Source organism: Echinicola marina (assembly GCF_020463795.1).
GTDB lineage: Bacteria > Bacteroidota > Bacteroidia > Cytophagales > Cyclobacteriaceae > Echinicola > Echinicola marina.
Window position 1 is genome coordinate 2,230,248 of sequence record NZ_CP080025.1, and the last position, 21,162, is coordinate 2,251,409.

General features: G+C 44.1%; 17 protein-coding genes, 4 tRNA genes and 1 pseudogene. 6 read left to right on the top strand and 16 right to left on the bottom strand.

Annotated features, from left to right (window positions below; translation table 11 throughout):
• Nucleotides 1-2: 2 nt before the first annotated feature.
• Nucleotides 3-905, top strand: coding sequence for a sugar phosphate isomerase/epimerase family protein (locus tag KZP23_RS09390; protein ID WP_226335989.1), 903 nt, complete (start codon nt 3-5; stop codon nt 903-905).
• Nucleotides 906-1,177: 272 nt separating this feature from the next.
• Nucleotides 1,178-1,804: an LON peptidase substrate-binding domain-containing protein gene (locus KZP23_RS09395; RefSeq protein WP_226335990.1), complete on the top strand. Its 627-nt coding sequence runs from the start codon at nt 1,178-1,180 to the stop codon at nt 1,802-1,804.
• Nucleotides 1,805-1,810: 6 nt separating this feature from the next.
• On the opposite strand, the gene KZP23_RS09400 is transcribed toward KZP23_RS09395, so the two are convergent.
• Nucleotides 1,811-2,332 carry an SH3 domain-containing protein gene (locus KZP23_RS09400; RefSeq protein ID WP_317198057.1) on the bottom strand — a complete coding sequence of 174 codons (522 nt, stop codon included), beginning with the start codon at nt 2,330-2,332 and terminating at the stop codon, nt 1,811-1,813.
• Nucleotides 2,333-2,777: 445 nt separating this feature from the next.
• Between KZP23_RS09400 and KZP23_RS09405 the strand changes: the two genes are divergently transcribed.
• From KZP23_RS09405 to KZP23_RS09420, 4 genes are all read left to right on the top strand, one after another.
• A tRNA-Lys gene (locus tag KZP23_RS09405) sits at nt 2,778-2,850 on the top strand.
• A gap of 108 nt (nt 2,851-2,958) precedes the next feature.
• Nucleotides 2,959-3,033 (top strand) — tRNA-Pro (locus tag KZP23_RS09410).
• 32 nt (nt 3,034-3,065) lie between these two features.
• A tRNA-Arg gene (locus KZP23_RS09415) sits at nt 3,066-3,139 on the top strand.
• 36 nt (nt 3,140-3,175) lie between these two features.
• Nucleotides 3,176-3,248, top strand: a tRNA-Lys gene (locus tag KZP23_RS09420).
• 583 nt (nt 3,249-3,831) lie between these two features.
• On the opposite strand, the pseudogene KZP23_RS09425 reads toward KZP23_RS09420, so the two are convergent.
• The 15 genes and pseudogenes from KZP23_RS09425 to KZP23_RS09495 all read right to left on the bottom strand — a co-directional run.
• Nucleotides 3,832-4,761: pseudogene (locus tag KZP23_RS09425) on the bottom strand (recombinase family protein); the annotation flags it as partial.
• 63 nt (nt 4,762-4,824) lie between these two features.
• Nucleotides 4,825-4,983: a hypothetical protein gene (locus KZP23_RS09430; RefSeq protein WP_226335992.1), complete on the bottom strand. Its 159-nt coding sequence runs from the start codon at nt 4,981-4,983 to the stop codon at nt 4,825-4,827.
• 65 nt (nt 4,984-5,048) lie between these two features.
• A complete protein-coding gene (locus tag KZP23_RS09435; RefSeq protein ID WP_226335993.1) occupies nt 5,049-5,342 on the bottom strand; it encodes a hypothetical protein in 294 nt (97 codons plus the stop codon).
• Nucleotides 5,343-5,352: 10 nt separating this feature from the next.
• Entirely contained in the window at nt 5,353-6,150 is a 798-nt protein-coding gene (locus KZP23_RS09440; protein WP_226335994.1) for a hypothetical protein, read from the bottom strand.
• Between the two features lie 40 nt (nt 6,151-6,190).
• A complete protein-coding gene (gene traN / locus KZP23_RS09445) occupies nt 6,191-7,045 on the bottom strand; it encodes a conjugative transposon protein TraN (protein ID WP_226335995.1) in 855 nt (284 codons plus the stop codon).
• Between the two features lie 26 nt (nt 7,046-7,071).
• Nucleotides 7,072-8,385 carry a conjugative transposon protein TraM gene (gene traM, locus KZP23_RS09450; protein WP_226335996.1) on the bottom strand — a complete coding sequence of 438 codons (1,314 nt, stop codon included), beginning with the start codon at nt 8,383-8,385 and terminating at the stop codon, nt 7,072-7,074.
• Complete coding sequence (locus KZP23_RS09455; RefSeq protein ID WP_226335997.1) at nt 8,385-8,864, bottom strand: hypothetical protein; 480 nt, start codon at nt 8,862-8,864, stop codon at nt 8,385-8,387. Before KZP23_RS09455 ends, traM begins: the two co-directional genes overlap by 1 nt.
• 10 nt (nt 8,865-8,874) lie before the next feature.
• Nucleotides 8,875-9,498: a conjugative transposon protein TraK gene (gene traK / locus KZP23_RS09460; RefSeq protein WP_226335998.1), complete on the bottom strand. Its 624-nt coding sequence runs from the start codon at nt 9,496-9,498 to the stop codon at nt 8,875-8,877.
• A gap of 17 nt (nt 9,499-9,515) precedes the next feature.
• Nucleotides 9,516-10,730 (bottom strand): conjugative transposon protein TraJ, encoded by a 1,215-nt coding sequence (traJ, locus tag KZP23_RS09465; protein WP_226335999.1) that lies wholly within the window; start codon nt 10,728-10,730, stop codon nt 9,516-9,518.
• 12 nt (nt 10,731-10,742) lie between these two features.
• Nucleotides 10,743-11,381: a tellurite resistance TerB family protein gene (locus KZP23_RS09470; protein ID WP_226336000.1), complete on the bottom strand. Its 639-nt coding sequence runs from the start codon at nt 11,379-11,381 to the stop codon at nt 10,743-10,745.
• 2 nt (nt 11,382-11,383) lie between these two features.
• Nucleotides 11,384-12,034 carry a hypothetical protein gene (locus tag KZP23_RS09475; protein WP_226336001.1) on the bottom strand — a complete coding sequence of 217 codons (651 nt, stop codon included), beginning with the start codon at nt 12,032-12,034 and terminating at the stop codon, nt 11,384-11,386.
• A gap of 11 nt (nt 12,035-12,045) precedes the next feature.
• The gene (locus KZP23_RS09480; protein WP_226336002.1) at nt 12,046-12,732 is read right to left on the bottom strand and encodes a conjugal transfer protein TraI; all 687 of its coding nucleotides are present in this window, start codon (nt 12,730-12,732) and stop codon (nt 12,046-12,048) included.
• A gap of 6 nt (nt 12,733-12,738) precedes the next feature.
• Entirely contained in the window at nt 12,739-15,213 is a 2,475-nt protein-coding gene (locus KZP23_RS09485; RefSeq protein WP_226336003.1) for a TraG family conjugative transposon ATPase, read from the bottom strand.
• A 38-nt stretch (nt 15,214-15,251) separates the two neighbouring features.
• The gene (locus KZP23_RS09490) at nt 15,252-15,566 is read right to left on the bottom strand and encodes a DUF4133 domain-containing protein (protein ID WP_226336004.1); all 315 of its coding nucleotides are present in this window, start codon (nt 15,564-15,566) and stop codon (nt 15,252-15,254) included.
• Nucleotides 15,567-15,584: 18 nt separating this feature from the next.
• Nucleotides 15,585-21,107, bottom strand: a complete 5,523-nt coding sequence (locus KZP23_RS09495) for a helicase-related protein (RefSeq protein WP_226336005.1) — start codon at nt 21,105-21,107, stop codon at nt 15,585-15,587.
• Between the last annotated feature and the right edge of the window lie 55 nt (nt 21,108-21,162).

The window sequence follows — 21,162 nt, forward strand, 5'->3', positions numbered from 1 at the left end:
GTATGAAAGAAAGAAGAAAATTTATTAAGTTGGGCGCTGCATTTGCAGCAGGGGCCTTTTTACCTTTTCAGTTTTGCTCGTCTCCCAAGAAGGAGTCAGAGGTAATAGAAGAAGCAGTATCTGAGGCGGTAAAAGGGACTTTGGAAAGTTTTGGTGTTCAGCTTTATTCAGTAAAAGAGGACATGGCCGAAAATGCTCAAGAAACCATTAAAAAGATAGCTGGATTTGGTTATAATCAAATCGAAGGTTATGATGGTGGAAAGGGAATCTTCTGGGGAATGAAAAATACAGAATTCAAATCCTTTACGAGTGATTTAGGATTGAATTTTATTTCTTCCCATGCTAATGTTTTTGAGAACACTGAGCAACTAGCAGAAGAGGCTGGAACTATTGGGATGAAGCATTTGATTTGTCCATATATTGGTCAGCAGGAGTCGATTGAAGCATGGAAGAAGATGGCTGATCGTTTTAACAAAGTAGGGGAAGCCTGTAAGCAAAATGGATTGAGGTTTGCTTATCATAATCATGGTTATACATTTGAAGAAATGGAAGGTCAATTGCCTCAAGATGTCCTCTTAGAGTATACAGACCCTGAACTAGTGGATTTTGAATTGGATATCTACTGGGCCGTGACTGCAGGTGTGGATCCTGAAACTTATTTTAAGAAGTATAAGGACCGTTTCCGTCTTTGTCATGTGAAAGACAGGGAAAAAGGTGCTGCGAGTGGAGAGGGAAATGCTTCCACGGTTCTGGGTACGGGAAGTATAGACTTTGCGAAAATTCTAAAGACTGCCAAGGAGAATGGAATGGAATATTATGTGGTGGAGCAGGAAAAATTTGAAGGAACTACTCCTTTGGAAGCAGCAAAAGAAAATGCCTTGTATATGAAAAAATTGGTGTTTTGATTGATATTTACCGAATGTGATCCGGCTGTAAATTTTTATGGTCGGATTTTTTTTGTCTATTTTTTTAAATTTAGCTGCTTCAAATTGTTTTAAAGACGTGATAATCATCTTTTGATGATTTTGGTTTTAATTTTGTCAACCAATTTTTGCAGCTTTATTGTGCTTAAAGCAATGGTGGCGTGATGGGAGATTGTCTGGCTTGGTATCTTTGGGAAATAATTTACGTTTGTAATAGTGAGGATGGGTGAATTGTATTGAAAAAAATGGAGCTGATGAGCGTTGTATTACCATTATTTCCCTTAAAACTAGTTGCTTTTCCTAGAGAAAATTTAAACCTCCATATTTTTGAACCTAGGTACAAGCAGCTGATTAAAGATTGTTTGCAGGGTGATCTTGAATTTGGCATTTGTGTATATACAGATAGATTAATGACGCATGGTACTGTGGTGAAGTTGGTTGAGGTTTATAAAGAGTATGATGACGGGAGGATGGATGTTAAGACCATTGGTTTACGTCCGTTTAGGCTGAAGAGCTTTGAGAATCCTTTATTGGGAAGAATGTATGCAGGGGGAGAGGTGGAGCTTTTGGACAATGATCAGTTAGTTTCTGAGGCCTTATTTAATGAGTTTGTCTTCTATCTACAGGAGGTGTTGAGGCTCCTGCATGCAGGAGATGAGGTGAATATCTCAAATTTAGATTCGTTTACTTATGCACATAAAGTAGGGCTGAAACTAGAAGAGGAATATCAGTTGTTATTGATTGAAAAGGAGGATGACAGGATGGATTATATTATTAAGTATTTAAAGCGAATACTTCCTGTTATGAGAGAAATTGAAAAAGCGAAAGAGAAAATTAAAATGAATGGACATTTTAAATCCCTCGACCCGCTCGATTTTTAGAATTTTTTATAACCTTGAAATACTGCTTTTTTTGACAAAGGCATTTTTGCCTTCCCATTCGATTTGGTACCAGATGTCTTTTGAAGATTTGATAATGACCCTGTGGCCTGGATTTACCTTTGCCAGGAGGTTTCCTGCTGCAGTTGGTTCTTCCATGATGATAGTGGGGCTTTCTTTGATTACTCCTGTTTCAGGGGCTTTGAGGAAATTGTTGCTAATAAAGACCAGCATCAGTAGAATGATGCTGGGGATGTAATATTGGATTTTCCTGCTTTTATTGGAAGTAGTGGCAAGGATTAAGCTGATAATTAGCAATAAAGCAAAAACACCTGTGATCTCTTGTTGGTAGTCTGTTAGAATTTTAAAGAACTGTGCTTGGTCAGAAATTTCATATCCTTTAAGGTCTGTTTGATCAGTAATGGCTTTGATTTTACTGATGACTTTGGGGTTTGGGTTTAAGTCGTAATATTTGGAAAGATATAGGGTAGTTTCTTCGTGTTTTCCCATTCCTTCTGTTATATATGCCATTTTTAGGAGCATTGCTGGTGAGTAAGCATCCTCGTTTTTTAGGATGTCTTCATAATGTTTATAGGCTTCTTGGTAGCTTTTTGCATTGAATAATGAGTCTGCTAAAAAAAGCGGTTTTGTATCTGCTTGACAATTAATGGTTTGTATTGACACTAGAATAAATATCAAAAATAATACAATAAAGTTTCGTTTGATGTTTGGCATTTTCGAAATGGTCTCTTAAATTTGCAGTCCAATTACGACAAAGATATAACAAAAAGCAAGTCGAAATTGACAAAAAAAGGAAGTTAAAAGGACTTTCGGAGCCTGAGGATATAGATTTTGTTCTTTCGCTTTTGATGTAATGTACCAGAATTTTCAAGCAGATAATTTATAAAATATTTCTGTGTTCATGATAGATGACTGTACTATCGGAATGGGAAATATTATAATGTAAAAAAAAAATGATTCCGTAGCTCAGCTGGTAGAGCAATACACTTTTAATGTATGGGTCCTGGGTTCGAGCCCCAGCGGGATCACAAAATTGGAAATAAAATTGTAAATTCTTTTGAATAATTTGCTCAGAAGGTTTTACCTTTGCAACTCCAATTCGGGAAAGCATTTATTATTGTAAGTGTTTGTATTCCCGGGGTGTAGCGTAGCCCGGTTATCGCGCCTCGTTTGGGACGAGGAGGTCGCAGGTTCGAATCCTGCCACCCCGACGATCAAATAGCTTTGTTTATTCAAAGTGAACGGTCCTGTAGCTCAACTGGATAGAGCAACTGCCTTCTAAGCAGTAGGTTAAAGGTTCGAGTCCTTTCAGGATCACAAAGCAGAAAGCAATTTCTGCTTCTTATTTCTTAAGATTCCGTAGCTCAGCTGGTAGAGCAATACACTTTTAATGTATGGGTCCTGGGTTCGAGCCCCAGCGGGATCACTTGATGGGACAAGTTTGAAAATGAACGACTTGTCCCATTTTTATTTCCTCCTAAGTCCTTATCAATCAGCATGATATATTGAATCGCTTCGTTGACCCTGGTGGTTCGATATTCAAATCCGTCAAAAGTCAGATTTTCGGGAAAGACCGAACCAACGATTTTTCTTTTTTGTATGACCGATCCTGATTTGTATAGATAATCCAATTGAGAAAGATTGCTAATGGCCTTATCCCATAGGGGTTCAAGGTTCTGTGTATCGGCTACGGTGTTTGTCAGCTTTGCTTCGATCCTGTTGATCTTTTTATCGGCATCCGCTTTCATCATACGATAATCATCCGCTTCAATATCACCGCACAAAAGTAATTCCCTGGCCTTGCTCAGTTTTTTGTTCTCTTCCTGGAGCCGGACTTTCAGTTGCTGGATGTTCCCGATCCAGTCTCTTGTCTTCGCTTTATATACCGAAGCAATAACTTCTTTATACAATTTGAGTTTCGGCAAGGGACGCACGTACTTTCCAATTTCGGCAATGATCTTGTCGTTCATATCCGGTGCCTTGTGCCTGAACTTGCAGCCGCCTGAACAGTGGTAATAGTGATAATACTGGGAACGTCCCTTGGATGCACTGCCAGTAAGCATACGGCCACATTTAGGGCAGATGACAAACCCTCTCAAAGGAAAATTCTCATCTACGGTCATCTTAGCCCGCATGATCTTCTTACGGCCATCAAGAATATCCTGAACTTCGTAGAACAAAGCTTCGGATATCAAAGGTTCATGTTGCCCGGTAACAAGTTGGCTTTCTTCGTCCTTGTATTTTGGGATAAATATTTTACCGCAATACATCGGGTTGCGAATGGCTGTCCAAAAGTTATTCTTGCTGCATTTCAGGCCTTTTGCCTTGGCCATTTTCCAAACCTGCTCAGTATTGAAGTTGTTCTTTGCCAACTCCTTGAAAACCCATTTCATAATCTCACTCTGGCCTTCCCTCTGGGCGATATACTTTTTACCTGTTTCGCTTATTCTATTGACATAACCAATTGGTGCAGTTCCCATCCACCGACCTTCCTTTTTTGCCCGGCGCATTCCGTGAAAGACATTCAATGCCCTTCTATCATTTTCCACTTCAGGCGCAGCCAGATAAAAGGCGAGCATCATTTTATTTTCAGGGATCGACAGATCCAATGGTTGTTCTACTGCCTGCGGTTCCACGCCCAATCGTCTTAGGGTGCCGATCATCTGGTATGCATCACCTGCATTCCTGCTAAACCTGTCCCATTTGGTAAACAGTATCAGATCTGATTGACCTCTCGACTTCCGTAGATCACCCAGCAGTTTTGTCCAGGAAGGACGTTTAAAGGTTTTGGCCGAATGGTCTTCATAGATAACCTTTCGTACCTGAATGTGGTTTATTTCGCAGTACTTGCGCAAACGCTCTTCCTGATCCCGTTGGGAATAACCTTTATCTGCCTGTTCATCGGTACTTACACGTATATATAAATCTGCAATTTTCATCACTCTAACCTATTAAGGATGTTCAATTTAAACAGCCTGTTTATACCTATAAATTTACAAAATTTAGGCGGTTTTTGCCAGATATTGATCCACTACAATGTCAGCCATCTGGTACATAAAATCCAGTATGACTTTCACTTGTTCCACTGTTACTTCTATGCCATCTTCCTTCAATAGCGCTACTGCTTTTTCCGGTGGTATCCTCTTCACTTCATTCTCCATCTCACACCTCCGCTTTAAAACAGCAAAGGCCCTTTGCCGGGCCTGTACCGGAATTCTAATTCACTTTACCCATCGCTTTCCGGGAAATATATCTTACTTCCCCTGTTCTTATTGAATGAGGGCTCGTACCGTATATAGCCATACTCATTCAAGTCCTTCACACATTTATGGTAGGTCATGGCAGATGATATCTTTGCAATCTTCATAATGTCATAACTGAATACCTCTATGGGATTTGCATAGCTCATCTGCGTACGGTATTCCAAAAGGGCAGCATAAATCCCTATATGCGTAATGCTGATACGGGCATCCCGCTGAATAGCCGTAAAAAAGTCAGACAAGGGCTTTAACTGTTCCATGCCATTATGTTTAAGTTATCGTTTGTCTCTTTCTTTTTATCTTAGCCTTCGGTATGTCCGGGGCATCATCGGAAATTGCCTGCTCCTGACTTTTATTATCCTGTTTAGCCGAGCGCCTTTGTCCTTCCGATTGTTTTTCACTCTTAGACTGGCGGTTATCCACCCTTTGCATATTGCTGTCATAGATATTGATGGTCTTGAACCGGGGATTGGCTTCGATATATTGCTTCTGCTCTGACCCCTCACGCTGAAACGTAGCGGATTGCAGGTTCCCCTTTTTCAAAGAATTGATCAGGTTGGATCTGTATTCCTCGTGGGCCAGTTCCTTGATCGGGTGTTTGGCCAAGACAGCTTCCAGGTCATAACCATAATTCTGGTGGTAGTGCTTCATTTTGAAGTTCCCATTGTCATCACTTTGTTTAAAGTCCATCTGTAGCCAGGCAGTATAGAGTTGCCCCTCCTTATTGGTCAAATCCTTGTTGACCGATCTGCCTTCCATCAGGTTATAGGCTTCTTTCAGGGTGAGGTTATTACCCTTGTTGATATAGATGGTCTGTTGCATCGGTTCAGGATTGTTTTCCTTCAGGACACTTACTTGATATGAGTTGAAGAAATACATATCCGTTTGCTTGGACTTACTGAAATTCAGTGTAGTATCCACTTTGTCATTGCCGAATTGCGCCTGATGTTGTAGCTTGAATTCAGGCTGTCCCTGTTCAATCTTTTGTTTCAGGGTATCTTCCAACCCTTCCCCAAAACCTGTATATTTTACCTGGTCTTTCAGGTATTCAAAATTTTTCTGGTTCATGATATTTTAATTTTAATAGTTATTGATTGACCACACTTCACTACTGAGGTAATACCGGAAGTACGGTCGCCTTTATGATCGTTCTGTTTTTTACATGGAGTTCCATGTGCCTTCCCCCATTTGCTTCAAATAGTTGAATCGCGAAGTATTTCTTATCAGGTATGGTAAACTTGGGAACGGCTACCACAAGGGTCTGTGAAGATTGACCCTTAATTTTTATCACATCGTTCTGTATATGTACGGGTGTGATCTCAATTTCCTGCGAAGCTGTCCTTTTAGCTTTTTTCTGGTCACGGATAAAGAAACGTAACTGGTCAATATCATAACTGATATTGGATTTGTTTGCGATGTTTAGCCGCAGGTACAGGAGGTTATCGTGGATAAATATCCCGTTCATCCCGAATCGTATGCCGTATTTTTTATCTTTTATTTTGCGCCCCTTGTATTTGGAATAGAGGGCACGTTTGGAATATGCAGTTACATCGGCTTCATTAACTGATCCTGGTGAAAGGAAAATAACGTTTTTGTTACCGGTTCCGGTCAATGAAACATTCAGCATAGACGGCTCAGGGGCATAATTCACTACAAAGGAGCTTAACCTGCCGTCTGATGTTATTACCGTAAGGTTGGTCTCAGGAAAGCCGTTCCTTGCCGCTTTCAGTTGTAGAATGTTGGCCGCACCTTTAGCCTTTTGTGCCAATACATCTTTACTGCCCCTGTCCACACCCACAATGGCACTTGGGAATATGATATTGGTAGTTTTGAAATAAGTGACCTCCAAAGGATAAGGAGCGATTGTCCGGGGTTGAAGTCCGGTTACTTTTTGGGCGTTTGCATTAAAAACGAAAATGAACAGGAAAAATCCCATTACCATTCTTGCACTAATCTTTTTCATCTTTATGGAATTTTAATGTTTAACAATTATTGATTACTGATCTGCTTTTGTTTTTCATCACGGAGCAGCACCTGATAGCCTGCTTTCAGGTTCACTTTCACCAGCTTCACCTTTTTGCTGAAAAGTGATTTGGCCGTTTCTATACCTGCACTGGCAGCCTGTGCCTGCCAGGAAGGGTCAAGTGAGGTAAGGCCGACAGTTTGCAGGGAGCGATCTGCCGATTGTTTGGCGACATCCCTTGTAATGGCGCCCGGTATATAAATCCCGTCCAGTCCATCCATATCGTACACGGACAGTTCTACCGGGAACAGGGAATTGCCGTCCCGGATGCTATTGATCTTGATATGAAGTCTTTCCCCGTTAAGGGAGGCAATACCGTACAGAAAATTATCTTTGGGAATATGTACCCCACCAATAAATACATCATTTACCAGACGCAGCTTTACGGTAGATCCATTGACCACGGTCTGTGATTCGTGAATGACTGCCTGTATGGTATTTTCTATTTGCTCCGGGTTTTCCTCATCATCCAAAGAATAAAATCCGTTTACAGAAGGTTGGGTCAATGACTGTCCTGTACCCATCAGGGAAACAAGGTCGCTTTCCTGTTGGGTTGAAACTGAATACAGTTTCTCCCTGCGGGCGTCCGATAGTTGTTTAAGTTTCTCCTGAACCCGTTCCGGGTGCTGAACATCCAGGATCTTTTCCAACATACTGTTGAGTTGTTCCAATTCCGGGTCTGGTGCTTCCGGTTGGGTCATCGTATGCATCATTTCTTCCAGCCTGTCCACATCGCTGGAACTCACATTAGCATTGCCATAATTGTCCTTGACTTCTTGATCAGGCGCATCATCAGGAAGACCAGTGCTTTCTACCGGTTTATTTAATTCCCTGTTCAATTCTTCCAGCTTCCGGTAAATTTTATCGGCATTCGGATCGCTGCCCTTGTCGTTTCCGTAAAGGGATGTATTTAATCCCCCCGAAGATAGTTGACCAGGTTTTACTTCTTGTTCAGGGAACAGGTCATCATTGGTATCCGAGAGAATATTGTTCCTATAGTTCGGGTCATTTTTACGGAGTTCCCTGAATTTTGCCGAATCCCGCTCTGCCCGGTTGTAGTAGCTCATTTTATCCATTTGCTTATCATCCGTCAGTTTCGCTTCCGGCAGATGGATGTTGAACCCTTCCTGTTTGATTTCCTGTGCCTGTATCTCCTGCACCTGACCACCTCCCAAAACCCAGAAGATCATGGTTATAAATGGGAGTACGAGCAACGGCAGCACCAGTAGGAACTTGCGTTGTCTCATCATTTTCTGTGTTTTTACTTGTTTTTCCATCATTATCGTTTTTTAGAGTCTTGATACTGTTTTTCGAAATACCGTACCGAATCCATCAGCCCCGGACGGCAGACCATTATGCTGTCATATACCTTTTTCCCCGTGGGGCTACGAGCCAGGCTGTCCATGTACAGCCGGAACTTTTTGATGCGTTCGTATTCCTGCATTGATACCAGAGGAGTTGTTGGCCCTACATCGCCTGTTTGGGTGAGATGCCTGGGACGTTTAATCGAGGTAACCGTAAAGGTGTTATCCTTGCTTTTTCCGGTAATCGCATGTACCCCGAGATAAATACAGTAACTGCCTATGGAGAGCACAAAAGCAGCCAGTGCCATCTTTAGGATCCTTTGTGAAATTCCCTTCGTCCGGTTGGACATCCATTGTGCCCATGCCTTTTGCAGGCGTTTGTATAGGGCAAGCAGTCCCTGCATCACCAGTCCGTTTTTAGGAGCATCCTTTTTCTGTTTTACATTCCGTTTCATATTGCTGGTATTAATACCGTCTGGCGGTAGTCTTCAGATCCTTGTTGGCGATAGTCGTCCATCGTTCTATCAGAAAGCCGTGGGGATTGTTATCACTTCTGGATACGTTGCGTAAAGCCCCTTCAGTAATCAGACTTCGGGTCGTGATACTGGTGGGACGGACGATACTTTGTGTGGCATAGCACCTGAATTCGTATGGGTATTCATTGATGTCCACCGTAACACTGTCCACCTGAATGGTCTGGTTGACATTGCCTGAGATCAACCCGGCATAATAGCCGTTCTCCTTCAGGTCATCATAGACGCGTTTGGCACTGCCGTCAGCCAGGTACAAAGCTTTGGTGATATTGGCCTGTATCGCTTTATCATCCGGGTCAAGGGTAAAGAATAGTCTATGGAAAGTTTTTACATGGTCTCTTGCCTCCACGGGAATGTTATCCTTACGGCTTGCAGAATAGGCTTCCAGTGCCCGGCCATTGGCGAGAATGTATATTCTGCCCTGCATCTCGGATACCAGGCTGAAACTTTTATAAAGGGCAAAACAAGATAATACTACGCAGCCAACGATAACCAGCATGGTAAACCCTCTGACATGCCGGAAGGCGGTATCTATATTCTTCATCTTTCTAAACATAAATCCTCTTTTTGCGGTTAAGAATTGCCTTTCAGTTTTTCGTTCATATAGCCTGAGCTTCCTCCATTATTGCTACTGTCCGTGAAATAGGGATTGGAAGTACCATTACTCGCCATGCTTTGGGAGAGGCGGCTGGCGGCATTGCCCATCGCATCTGCCGCCATACTTGCCCCGCCTGTGGCTGCACCTACTACCGCCCTGGATGAACTGCTGAAAAGGCTGGTCACTTTATGTCCCAAGGCACTGCCACCGCCTGCATGGACGATATAATTAGCTACCGAAGGCACGGTAAAGTATCCCACGATACCAATGATCATAAATACCAGGTAGGCCATATCCGTTCGGCTAAAAAATGTATCTCCGTAATTCTGCACCTGGGCAATATCCAGTTCCAGCATTTTCTCCTGGATTTTTCCGATGATGCTCCCGAAAATATTGGCCACAGGCAGCCAGAGAAAAATATTGATGTAGCGGGCGATCCAAACGGTGAGGGTATGCTGAAACCCGTCAAAGACGGCTATACCAAATACCAGCGGCCCCAAAATGGCCAGTACCACCAACTGGAATGTTCGTAGCGTATCGATACACAAAGCCGCCGCTTCAAAAAGTACCCGAAGCACTTCGCTCATCCATTCCTTTACCGAATTGCGGAAATTGTAGGAGGCCTTGGACATGGCAAACTTGATATCATTGCCAATGCTTTCAAAAAAGCCTTCATCGGAAGGATCGGCATTATCATGGGTGTATTTGTACCATCGATCCCGGTCACCATTGCCGCTTTCCCCAACATACATTTGCCATACATTCGTTTTCTTGATAGCTTCTTCCTTCTTTTCCAGCAACACAGCAATGGCCCTGTCAGAGCCCTCGACCATCGAAGCGGTAGCGGTAACCGTTGGTTTCATCACCCAATTGATCAATCCTAAAACAGAAGGGAACATCAATACACAAAAGCCAATCACAAACGGACGGAAAAGCGGATAAAAGTCAATGGGCTCTGCTCTTGACAAATGTCCCCATACCCTTGATGCGATATACCACATGGCCGCAAATCCCGCTATCGCCTGTCCCACACCGATGAGTTGGCTGCACAGGGGCATCATTTCATCATATAGCTGGTCCAGTACCCCGTGCAAGCCGTTCATTTCATCGGCAATGCCCTGCGCGCTGCCTGCAAAGGGCAATAGCAATCCCATTACTACCAGCCAGGCGGATTTCTTATACCTTGTCATATTTCCTGATCTTTAGTTGTTTATCCCATATACCCTGCGGATAGTCTCGGCATCATTTCTTTCTTTAGCCCTTTGCACCGCATGGATTGTCATGTTATTGTTGAAGTACCGTAGGAACATCAATTTGTCCTGCATATCGGCATAGATCCGGTCAATGGCCTGCAAGCGTTCATCATCACTCATACGGGATTTCCCTGCTGTAATGATCACCAGCAATTCATCCAGGTTGCGAAGGCTTTCATCAAACAGGTTGTCATACACCCGTCCGAGATAGGCTAGTTCCTCGGGATTGAAATTCCCATCACTTTGAAACCGGTCGTACGCATTCCGATATTCCTTTACCAGTATAAGCTGGTAATTCACAATGTCCCCCACACGCTTGTAGTTGCGTACGGTGGGGCTTACTTCCAGCAGGCCCTCAAGAAAGGCTTTGTGCAGGTTGAAATTACCTTCGGATATATCCTTGATGGTATTATAACCACCTTCCAATATCTGATAGCCTTTCTTCATATCGCTCAATATCTGTTTGAACTGTGCCAGTTTCTCTACATTGAGCAGTAGCTGCTGTATCTCTGCGGCTTGAGCCGATGCCCTGAACGTTGGCAACAGTCCACAGATCACAAGACTTATGATTATACCTGTCTTTTTCATCGTTATTCGTTTTGAATGTTCATTAATGTCCGGCTGAGCTGCACCTCATTTTGTTCTTTTATCCGAACGGCTGCCATTACCTTTGCTTCGTTACCGAAATTTTGTGAGAAGGTGTAATTGTCCTGCATTTGCAGGTAGATCCGGTCTATACGGCTGATGCGCTCATTATCTTCCATCTGCAATTGGGCATCCGTAGTTATGGCAATGAGTTCATCAAGAGCCTGCTCGCAGTCATCCAACAGCCGGGTAAAAACCCGCTGTATATAACTGAGTTCTTCGGCAGAAAAAGCGTCACTATTTCTAAGCTGCCGGTACGTTCGCTGGTAATCCTGAACAATGTTTACCTGAAGGGCGATGATCTCCGCCACCTTGGCGTAGTGTCTGATTTCCGGGTTGACCATACTTAAGGAATGGATAAAATCACTATGCAGGTCAAATTCTCCTTTGGTAAAACCTCCTATGGTCGTCAGGCCTTCCCTGGCAATCCGATAACCTTTCTGGGCATATTCGATATATACCTGTAGGGCGGCAATCTGCTGGAGCAGGTATTTCTTTTGTGTTTTCTTCTGACGAAACCATTCCGAAAAATTCTGAGCCTGTAGGGTTCCGGCTGCCGAAAACATTACCAATCCTATCATAATCATCTTTTTCATACTACACATCTTTAAGGAAGTCCGTATAATTTCTTCACTGCCTGTACCTCTATGGAGGTCTTTGCCCTGGAGAGGCTCAGCAAAACATTTTGCTGATTGAAGCGCATCAGGTCATCATAATTCGCATCGACCTGATCTGCGGCATTATTAATAAGTTCCAGCCTTTTGGCATCGCTCATGGTAGTGGTAAAGGACTGGATGATCAGGTTGATCTGGTCAATGTTTTGAAGGCTTTCATCAAGAATACCAGCATACACTTTGGCCATGTATTCTATTTCATCTGCCATAAAGTGCTCGTCCTGCCGGATAAGCTGCCATGCCCGCTGGTATTCATTGACCAGGCGTGCTTGTTTTTGAGTAATATCCCGGATGCGCTGGTAATAAGAAATAATCGCCTTTACTTTTGCCAGCTCTTCATAGTATTCCCGGTATTGTTCTTTTTGCTTCTCCGTCCACTCTGAGATCTCATCCAGTTTGAGTTTGGAAAGCGTGTTTTCCAATGTTTTCTGGGCATTCTGTAGCCAGATGGTTTTGTTCTGCAACCGTTGTATCTTCAAATCAACGGCCTTGATCACTTTCTTGACTGCTGCTTTAATGATTTCCAATATGGCTATCGGTGTGGCATTGACCTGTTGTACCGGCAGTACCGTAAAGGAAATGCAAAGGGCAAGCAGTAACATTTTTGCATACTTTTTCATTGTTCATCATTTTAAGGTGTTCGTTCTCATATCTTCCGCCATTGCAGCTATGCCCTTGCGTATATCCCCGCCAAACTTTGCTGCATACTCCATCAGTTTTACCTTTTCGGTCTGCTCGGTGGTGTAAGCCAGGTATTCTTCCACACTGACCTCTGTACGGTACACCTTGCTGAGCATCCCGCCCAGGCTTATGAAGACTTCTTTGTATTTCCGGGTAGGATCATTGGCTTTGTTAACCGACAACACCAATGCTTTTTCTTTTTCCGTTAACCCCAAGAGTTCCTGTATCTGGTCAAACTTGTTCTGGTATTTGCTCTGGTCGAGCAATATTTTACAGTCACTGTTATTGATGATGGCCTGTTTTACCACGGGGGAGGAAATAATGTCCTCCACTTCCTGGGTCACCACGATGGCCTCACCAAAGAACTTTCTGACGGTTTTAAAGAGGTATTTGATATATTCTGCAAAACCTTCTTTCATGAGGGCTTTCCAGGCTTCTTCGATCAGGATCATCTTACGGAGGCCCTTCATCTTCCGCATCTTGTTGATAAAAACTTCCATGATAATGATGGTGACCACAGGGAAGAGGATGGGATGGTCTTTGATATTGTCCAGCTCAAAAACGATAAATCTTTCCTGTAAAAGGTTCAGGTTTTCTGTGGCGTTGAGCAGGTAGTCAAATTCACCACCTTTGTAGTATGGCCGAAGCACATAGAGAAAGTTATCCATATCAAAATCCCTGTCCTTTACCCGGTCGTTTTTCAGCACTGCTGCATAATCGTCCCGCAGGAACTCATAAAAGCTGTTGAAGGAAGGGAAGACTTTAGGGTTTTTTTCGAGGTGCTGGTAATACCCGGTGATGGCATTGGAAAGAGCCACATACTCGCTACGTTTAAAGGCTTCATCATCTTTTTTCCAAAGTGCCAGGAGCAGCGTTTTGATACTTTCCTTCTTTTCCGTATCCAGGCTATCACCCTCGCCAATGAAAAAAGGATTGAAACGGATTGGGTTTTCCTCGCTGTAGGTAAAATAGTAGCCCTCTACCATATCGCAGAGTCCCTTGTAGCTATGCCCCACATCTACCAAAACGATATGCGTTCCCTGCTCATAATAGCTACGAACCATGTGATTGGTAAAAAAGGATTTGCCGCTCCCGGAAGGGCCGAGTATGAATTTGTTGCGGTTGGTGCAAATACCCATTTTCATAGGTTCATCGCTGATATCCACATGGACGGGCTTGCCGGTCATACGGTCACCCAAACGAATACCAACGGGGCTTAATGAAGTGCGGTAGCCAGTCTCTAAATTGAGAAAGCAAGTAGCCTGCTCTGCAAAAGTGTCGAAGGTATCATTCATCGGAAAGTCAGCGGCATTGCCCGGAATCCCCGCCCAGAATATTTGTGGGGCTCCGATGGTTTCCTGCTTGGCTACCGCATCCATCTGTGCCAATGCGGACGACACTTTATTTTTCAGGTCTTTGAGTTCCTCTTTTTGATCTGTCCATACCAGTACATTAAAGTGCGCTTTTACCGGAAGGCGTTGCTGACTGATCGCTTCGTTCAAAAAATCATTGGTGGCATCTCTTGCAATCATGTTTTCCCTGCTGTAAGCGGACAGGGATTGCAGTCTTAACCTTTTGGATTCCAGCTTTGAGATGGTTTTCTGGGCATCCTCGATAAAAAGGTACTGATTGTAAATATGGTTACAAGGCAGAAGTTGTCCCAGCGTGGAGGCAAAACCGATACTAAACTTGGTTTTGTCCGTACTGTACTTGTCGTAATTGATCCGGCTGCCGCAAAGTGCAGGCAGGTCGGCAGCATCCCCCAAAGTATAAAGCTGACAATGTTTGGCTCCCACCTGTAAGCCTTCATGGAAGCTGATGTCTCCCAAGAGGTAACGATCATTTCGTTCGGACAGGTAGCAATATTTTTCTATAATGCCCATTGTCCTTTTACTACTCCAAAGGTCATTTTCCTTTAACCGGGTCAGTTTTACAAAGCCACTATCTTCCATGATACGCCTGAACTGACCGGTACTGTCCAGGAAGTCTTGTAAGAGGGATGGCTTCAGGGTTTCTTCCGGCACCATGCTCTTACGGAGCAAACTGGAATACATGGAAGTTGCCGTTTTCCTGTTGCCCGGCTTTTTGGTCAGCAGGATATAACAGCTATGATCCAGAAACGGGCGTTCATTGAAAAACCGCTCGCTTGCCCGGCTCAAAAAACTGGTGTCTTCTTTGGTGAAATCAGGCTGATGACTGCTTTGCAGGAACCAGTCCTGTTTATGCAGTACACTGAATTTAGGCAATACCTTAATGGCCTTTACCCAAGCCTGGTGAAAGGCCTCGTATTCCTGATCGGAGAGTGTAAAGACCTCCGGCAGGTCTGCCTTAAAGGCGACCGTTACATCGCCCTGTTTGCTCAGGATGCAGTCGTGTTCCACATCCATGATCGGTAACATATCATCCAACACTTTTTCCATCTCCACATTATTATTACCGGGTTATCAATTTTTATCTTTTAACTCTTTAGAAAAGCCAGACGGCTTCTTGACCGGATCACTTTGGGAACCTGTTTTCGGGCAAGGGTTTTCATCAACCCGTGCTCCCCATATTGATGGCTCATCCGGTAGATCTTCATCACCAGCAAGGTTCCCGTTCCGAGTATCACGCCGATACACACCAGGGTGGGCAGGCCAATGATATACATGATGGCAAAAACAATGAGTAACCCCACCATGCCACCACCCAGATACCAGATGTACTGAGCTTTTAAGCCCTTAAATTCGATACTGCGGTTAATCCCTTTGTTAACTTGATATACACTGTTTGCCATTACCTCAATTTTTAATATTTACAATCTCATTCTGCTACGGGGACGTTCCGAAACCGAGGCATCCACCACGGTTTCCTTGATCACATGTCCGTTTGTTTTATGTTCTGCAAGCTTAATCACCGGCGTTTGTTCTTCCTCCGGATCACTTGGTTGATGCTGCTTTAATTGGTTTTCCTGGATTTTAATGGCAATCTGCCTTTCCAGGTTGGCAAGCTCCGTTTTCAATTGCTGTAATTCACTTTCATGGGTAAAGGGTTTGGTGGTCAACTTTTCAAGTTTCGGTACCTCGACATTTATATCGGAAAGGTTACGTTCATATCGTTCTTTGAGGTTCTCCACCCGGTCAATGGCATTTAAAAAATGCCTTGATGCCAGCTTTGGATTATCCGTATTGGGCAGACCATTATTGTAGGTGTATTTGATACCATCTGCCTCCCTTTGTGCATAAAAGCTGTTGGAATACCGGTATTCAAACAACCCGTTTTCTTCATAGGCTTCTTGTTGCCTGCGGATGTACAAATGAAAACCGTACAGGTTTCCTATTTTTTGTTCGTGCTGCCCGGCTTGTGGTTTCCAATTGCGATACAGTTGGATAATGTGTTTGCCAATTGCTTCACTATCTCCGTTCTGCACACCGTCCAATTGAATAGGGTTGGCTTTGGTACCCTCTTTTGTCATTTGAAGTTGCTCTTTATATAAGGCTGCATCGGCAGAAAGCTTTCCAAGCGTTTTTTGAGTGGAAGCATGATCATTTTGCAGCTTTTCCAACTGGTATTTGTGGCGGGTGATTTCCCGGAAATGGGAGTGTTTCAGGCTTTCCATCACGGCCACTTTCTTTTCCAGTTTGCTTTTCTCCAAAAGGGAAGTATCCCCGGAAAGGATGGCGATGTATTCGGAAAAGTTCATGCCGCTTTTTTCATCCACAGCTCCTTCATCTATGGTACGGACATTGAGTTCACTGTTCTTCATTTGTGAAATGAAGGTCTGCTTGTTTTTAAGCAGGTTGAACTTGTAATTGTCCAGCGATTGCTCTACGGCATAGACGTAATTCTGTACTTTATTACCATAATGTTCTTTGGCGATGTGGTTGCCCTGCCGTGCCCCACGGCCATTGCGCTGTTCCAGTTCCGAGGGCTTCCAGGGGATGTCCAGGTGGTGCATTGCCACCACACGCTCCTGCACATTCAAACCGGTTCCCGCTTTTTCCGTGCTTCCGAGCAGGATGCGGATTTCACCACGGTTCATTTTCCGGAACAGTTCCGGTTTTTGCCGGTCTGTCCAGTCATGAATAAAAGTGACTTCACGGGCCGGGATATTAAAATCCCTTACCAGTTTTTCCTTCAGGGTATCATACACATTAAAGCTGTCTGGTTTGGGAGTACCTATATCCGAGAAAACAATCTGGGTGCCTTTGTGCGGAAGTGTGTCACGATAGATTTCTGCGATCTTCCTCGCTGCGGTGTTCACCTTGTTATCCGGGTGGTCGCTGTATTTCCAGGCATCGACCAGCCGCATATCGGCTGCCATTTTCTTGGCGTAATTGGTGGCAATAAGCATACGCCCTTTATCTTCTTCCGGGTTCAGCTTGCCACGCCCGATGAGTTCTCCATTCCCGGTTTTGGCGAATTGCATCAGGTTTTTGATAAAGACCGATTGTTCCGGTGTAGGCTGGATATTGACCAGTGTTTCGCTGAGTTCCGGTTTGTCCAGGTTGATGTGCCTGGCTGTTTTATAATCGGTGATCTCATTATAGAACAAGGCCAGTTCGGGTACTTTGATGAAATGTCGGAAGCGTTCTTTGGCAATGATCTCATTGGTCACGCTGAACTCAAAGTCCGTGGTTTTGCGGGCAAATACCGCTGCCCATCCGTCAAAATTCTCAATACTCTGACGTTCCATTTCTTTGGGGCGCAGGTATTTGAAAAGCAGGTACATTTCCGTCAGGCTATTGGAAATGGGCGTACCCGATAGGAAGGTTACACAGAGATCGGAATTGAAACGCTCCTGCAACGTGCGTACGGCAAAAAGCATATTGAGCGCCTTTTGGCTACCGGCCATATTGCCCAGTCCGGCCACCCGGTTATGGCGGGTGGTGAAGGTCAGGTTTTTGAACTTATGGGATTCGTCCACAAACAAATGGTCAACCCCCATTTCCTTAAAGTTGATGCCGGTATCTTTCTTTTCCTCGATGTCCTTAAGTACTGTTTTTAGTTTCCCTTCCAGGTTGTTTTTGCGTATTTCCAGGCCTTTCAGCATCTTTTTGGAAATAGCCCCGCCCAAATCCCTGACGGTAGTCAGGTCACGTTCAATATGATCCAATTCCGTCTGGAAGATCTGTTTCTGTATCTCCGGTGACTGCGGAATTTTACCAAACTGGTCATGGGTAAGGATGATGCAATCCCAATTGTTATTTTTTATTTCATGGAATAACCGAAGCCTTTTAGCGGGGGTAAAATCATTTTGCCCCGGCGACAATATTCGGGCATTGGGATAGGCTTTTCTATAGGTTTCCGCTATCTGGTTGACATTGGCTTTCAGGGCAAGGATCATAGGTTTGTGTATGATACCGAGCCGTTTCATTTCCTGTGCCGAAACGATCATGGTAAGGGTTTTGCCCAATCCCACTTCATGATCTATCAGCGCCCCGCGGTTCTGAATGATGCGCCAGGCGGCATTCTTCTGGCTGCTGTACAGGTCTTCAATGCCCAATGCTTTTTTGTCCAGTCCGGGAAAGTTTAGATGACTGCCTTCAAACTCACGTAGTACATAACAATTGAAGGTATCGTTGTACAGGTTCTCGATATGTTTTTTATCGGTATCCGGTAGCTCCTTCAGCCAGTCTATAAAGCCATTGCGTATCTGATCGATCTTTTGGTGAGCCAGTTGGATGGCCTCATTATCGGGAACCCGTATGCTTTTACCATCACCAACAGAAACCTCATAAGTAAAAAAGGGGGTGGTATTTTCGAGGGCGTGTTCCAGTAAGGTATAGCCGTAGGTAGTCCGTCCACTTTTTGGGGTCACGGCAAATTCCCTGGCTACTTTAGTATTCATCCCGGTGGTCACCTTAAAAGCATCCAGTGAAGGGAAATAGTTGATGTCCGTATGTTGCTCGAATAGTTCCGCAGCAAAGCGTTCGTAATAGCTTAGGGGAATCCAGCGTTCGCCAAGGTTAAAATCCAGCAGTTCAAAAGGGATACGTTCCGGCTGCACCTTTTCCAAAGCACTCAGGCTTCGCTGTACTTGCGGATGATCAGACTGAGATTCCGCTTGTTGTTTTGCCTGTCGTAACTTTTCTACCACGTTACCACTTAGGAACTGATCTGCGGTCTCCCAATGATTACTTACCGGGTTTAAATAAATATGGTCGCCCAAACGGGCAATGGTTTCCGGTTCTTCCAGTCCCATTGCCGCACTGATAAAACCGATATCCACCTTTCCGGTATCGTTCAGGCTATGCGCCAGTGCTTCAATAGGATCATCGGTGATAAACCGCTCTTTTACCTGCTGAATGGAATGGGATAGAATGTCTGCTTTGACAAAACGTTCACCTTCCCTGCGTTCCAGGGAGGATAGTATGGCTAATCCGAAAGCAGTATCTTCCAGGATCCGACTGCGGTTATCCGAACTGTTCAACTGCCCGTATCTGGAAATGAATTGATCGTACCGATTATTGAGCTGCTCCCTGTCGGCTGGGGTTACCAGGGTTCCCGCTGTTTCCTTTTCGGAGACCTCCAGATATTGATCCCGAAGAGGCGTATAGTGTTCATAAAAACGCCTATCCGCATGAATCCCCAACGGTTGAAATATGGCATTTTTAAAATCATCATCGATTTTGGAAAGGGTACCGACCTGTCCCTGATAAACGACCAGCGTGCCTTCTTTATGGAAAGGCTTTAAATCGGTAAACGGCAGGTCTCTCTGCCTGTTTAATTGGAATATACCTGCTAAGGTTTGGTCACCTTCGTAGGTAAAGGCATGGTCAAATTGTTGCAAATGACCGGACAGGCTTTTCAGCTCATGTCCCAATAGCCTTGCATCCATCCAGTTGGCGGAAAAATGATCGATTTCCCTGATGTTGGAATACAGTTTATACAGGTAGCGATTAGACTTTTGTTGTTTAGCTGCCAATAGCACGACACTTTCATGCAAAGGCTTGTCGGTGGTACGGATAGAACTGAAGATCCTTGCACTTTCCTTTCGTATGACCGTTTCATCTAAAGGATTGATGTACGCCATTGCCCGGTTGATCTGTTCTGCCGGTGCCGTATCAAAGAGACCTAACTGCACCGAAACGGTTTCGGATCTGTTTTCGGGCATGGGAAGATAGGTCAGCTTCCTGACGTTGATTTCCTGTTTTTCTTTCGGTATGGATTGACTTTGGAAATAACGTTCCCGATTCAAACGGGTGTTGAAACCTTCGGTAATAGTCTGTCCTAGTTTTTTATGGATGGCACTGAGGTCTCCTTGCTGCCATACCGTTTCATGCGCCTGTCCATATTGGTTTTTGCCTGGTCTTACGGTATTACCTGTAATGATTTCCCGATGCTGTTGGATATAGCTGTTACTATGGTAGGTTCCGTATTCGTTTTCCAACGGTATGGTAGCAAGTAGTAGTTCCTCGTTTTCGGACAGGGCTTCTTTTGCCGTATTCTTTTGTACAATGAGCAGATGGCTGGGTGCTTCCGTATTACCGGTATCCTTCATCAGGTTATCGGGCATGATGGAAAGGCTGATAAAATCCGCTTTGCCAAATAGGTATTCCCTTACTTTTTGATTGGAAGGGCTATTTAGAAAGGCATCGGTGGTAATGTAGGCCATCAAACCGCCATTGGCCAGTTTGTCCAGTCCTTTGGCAAAGAAGTAATTGTGTATTTTCCCTGAAAGCTCTTTATCAGGATACGCCTCATCATATACTGAAAAATTCCCGAAGGGAATATTGCTGACCACAAGGTCATAGCTGAAATTGTCCGCTACAGGAGCTTCCTCAAAACCGGTAATATGGGTTGTCGCTCGAACTGGAAGCGTACTATTAATAGCAGAGAGTACAAGTCCGGAAAGTTTGTCTTTCTCTACGGCTGTAATTTGTTCCAACCCAGGAAAGACCCTTACCGCTTCACTGATAATAATACCGGAACCCGCAGAAGGCTCATAAAGCCGTTTGGGTTGCAGGTTTTGCTCTTTGAGAGCATTATATAGCGTTCCGGGGACTACTTGTGGTGTATAAAAGGCCGTCAGGGCACTATTTCGTAAGGAAGAAATAATTTCCCGGTATTGTTTATCGCTGTAGTTTTCCTTCAGCAATTCATGCAATTCCATGATACCTTTATGGTGCTTCAGATCCTCTTTGGTGGCCCCGTTGACTGACCACTCTTCCTGTGTACCATAAGGATAAAGGACAGTCTTGATTCCTCCAAAGCCGGAGAATTTTTTCAGCTTGGCTACATCATCCGGGCTGGTCGCCTTACCGTTCTGATGAGCCAGGGCAATACGAATAGCCCTAAGATTATCCTGTAGTTTTTCTGAAATATTGTAAGCCATATCCACACATTTTCATTTGCACAATTCCTTTATGGCTGGGAAAACCGTCATCTTC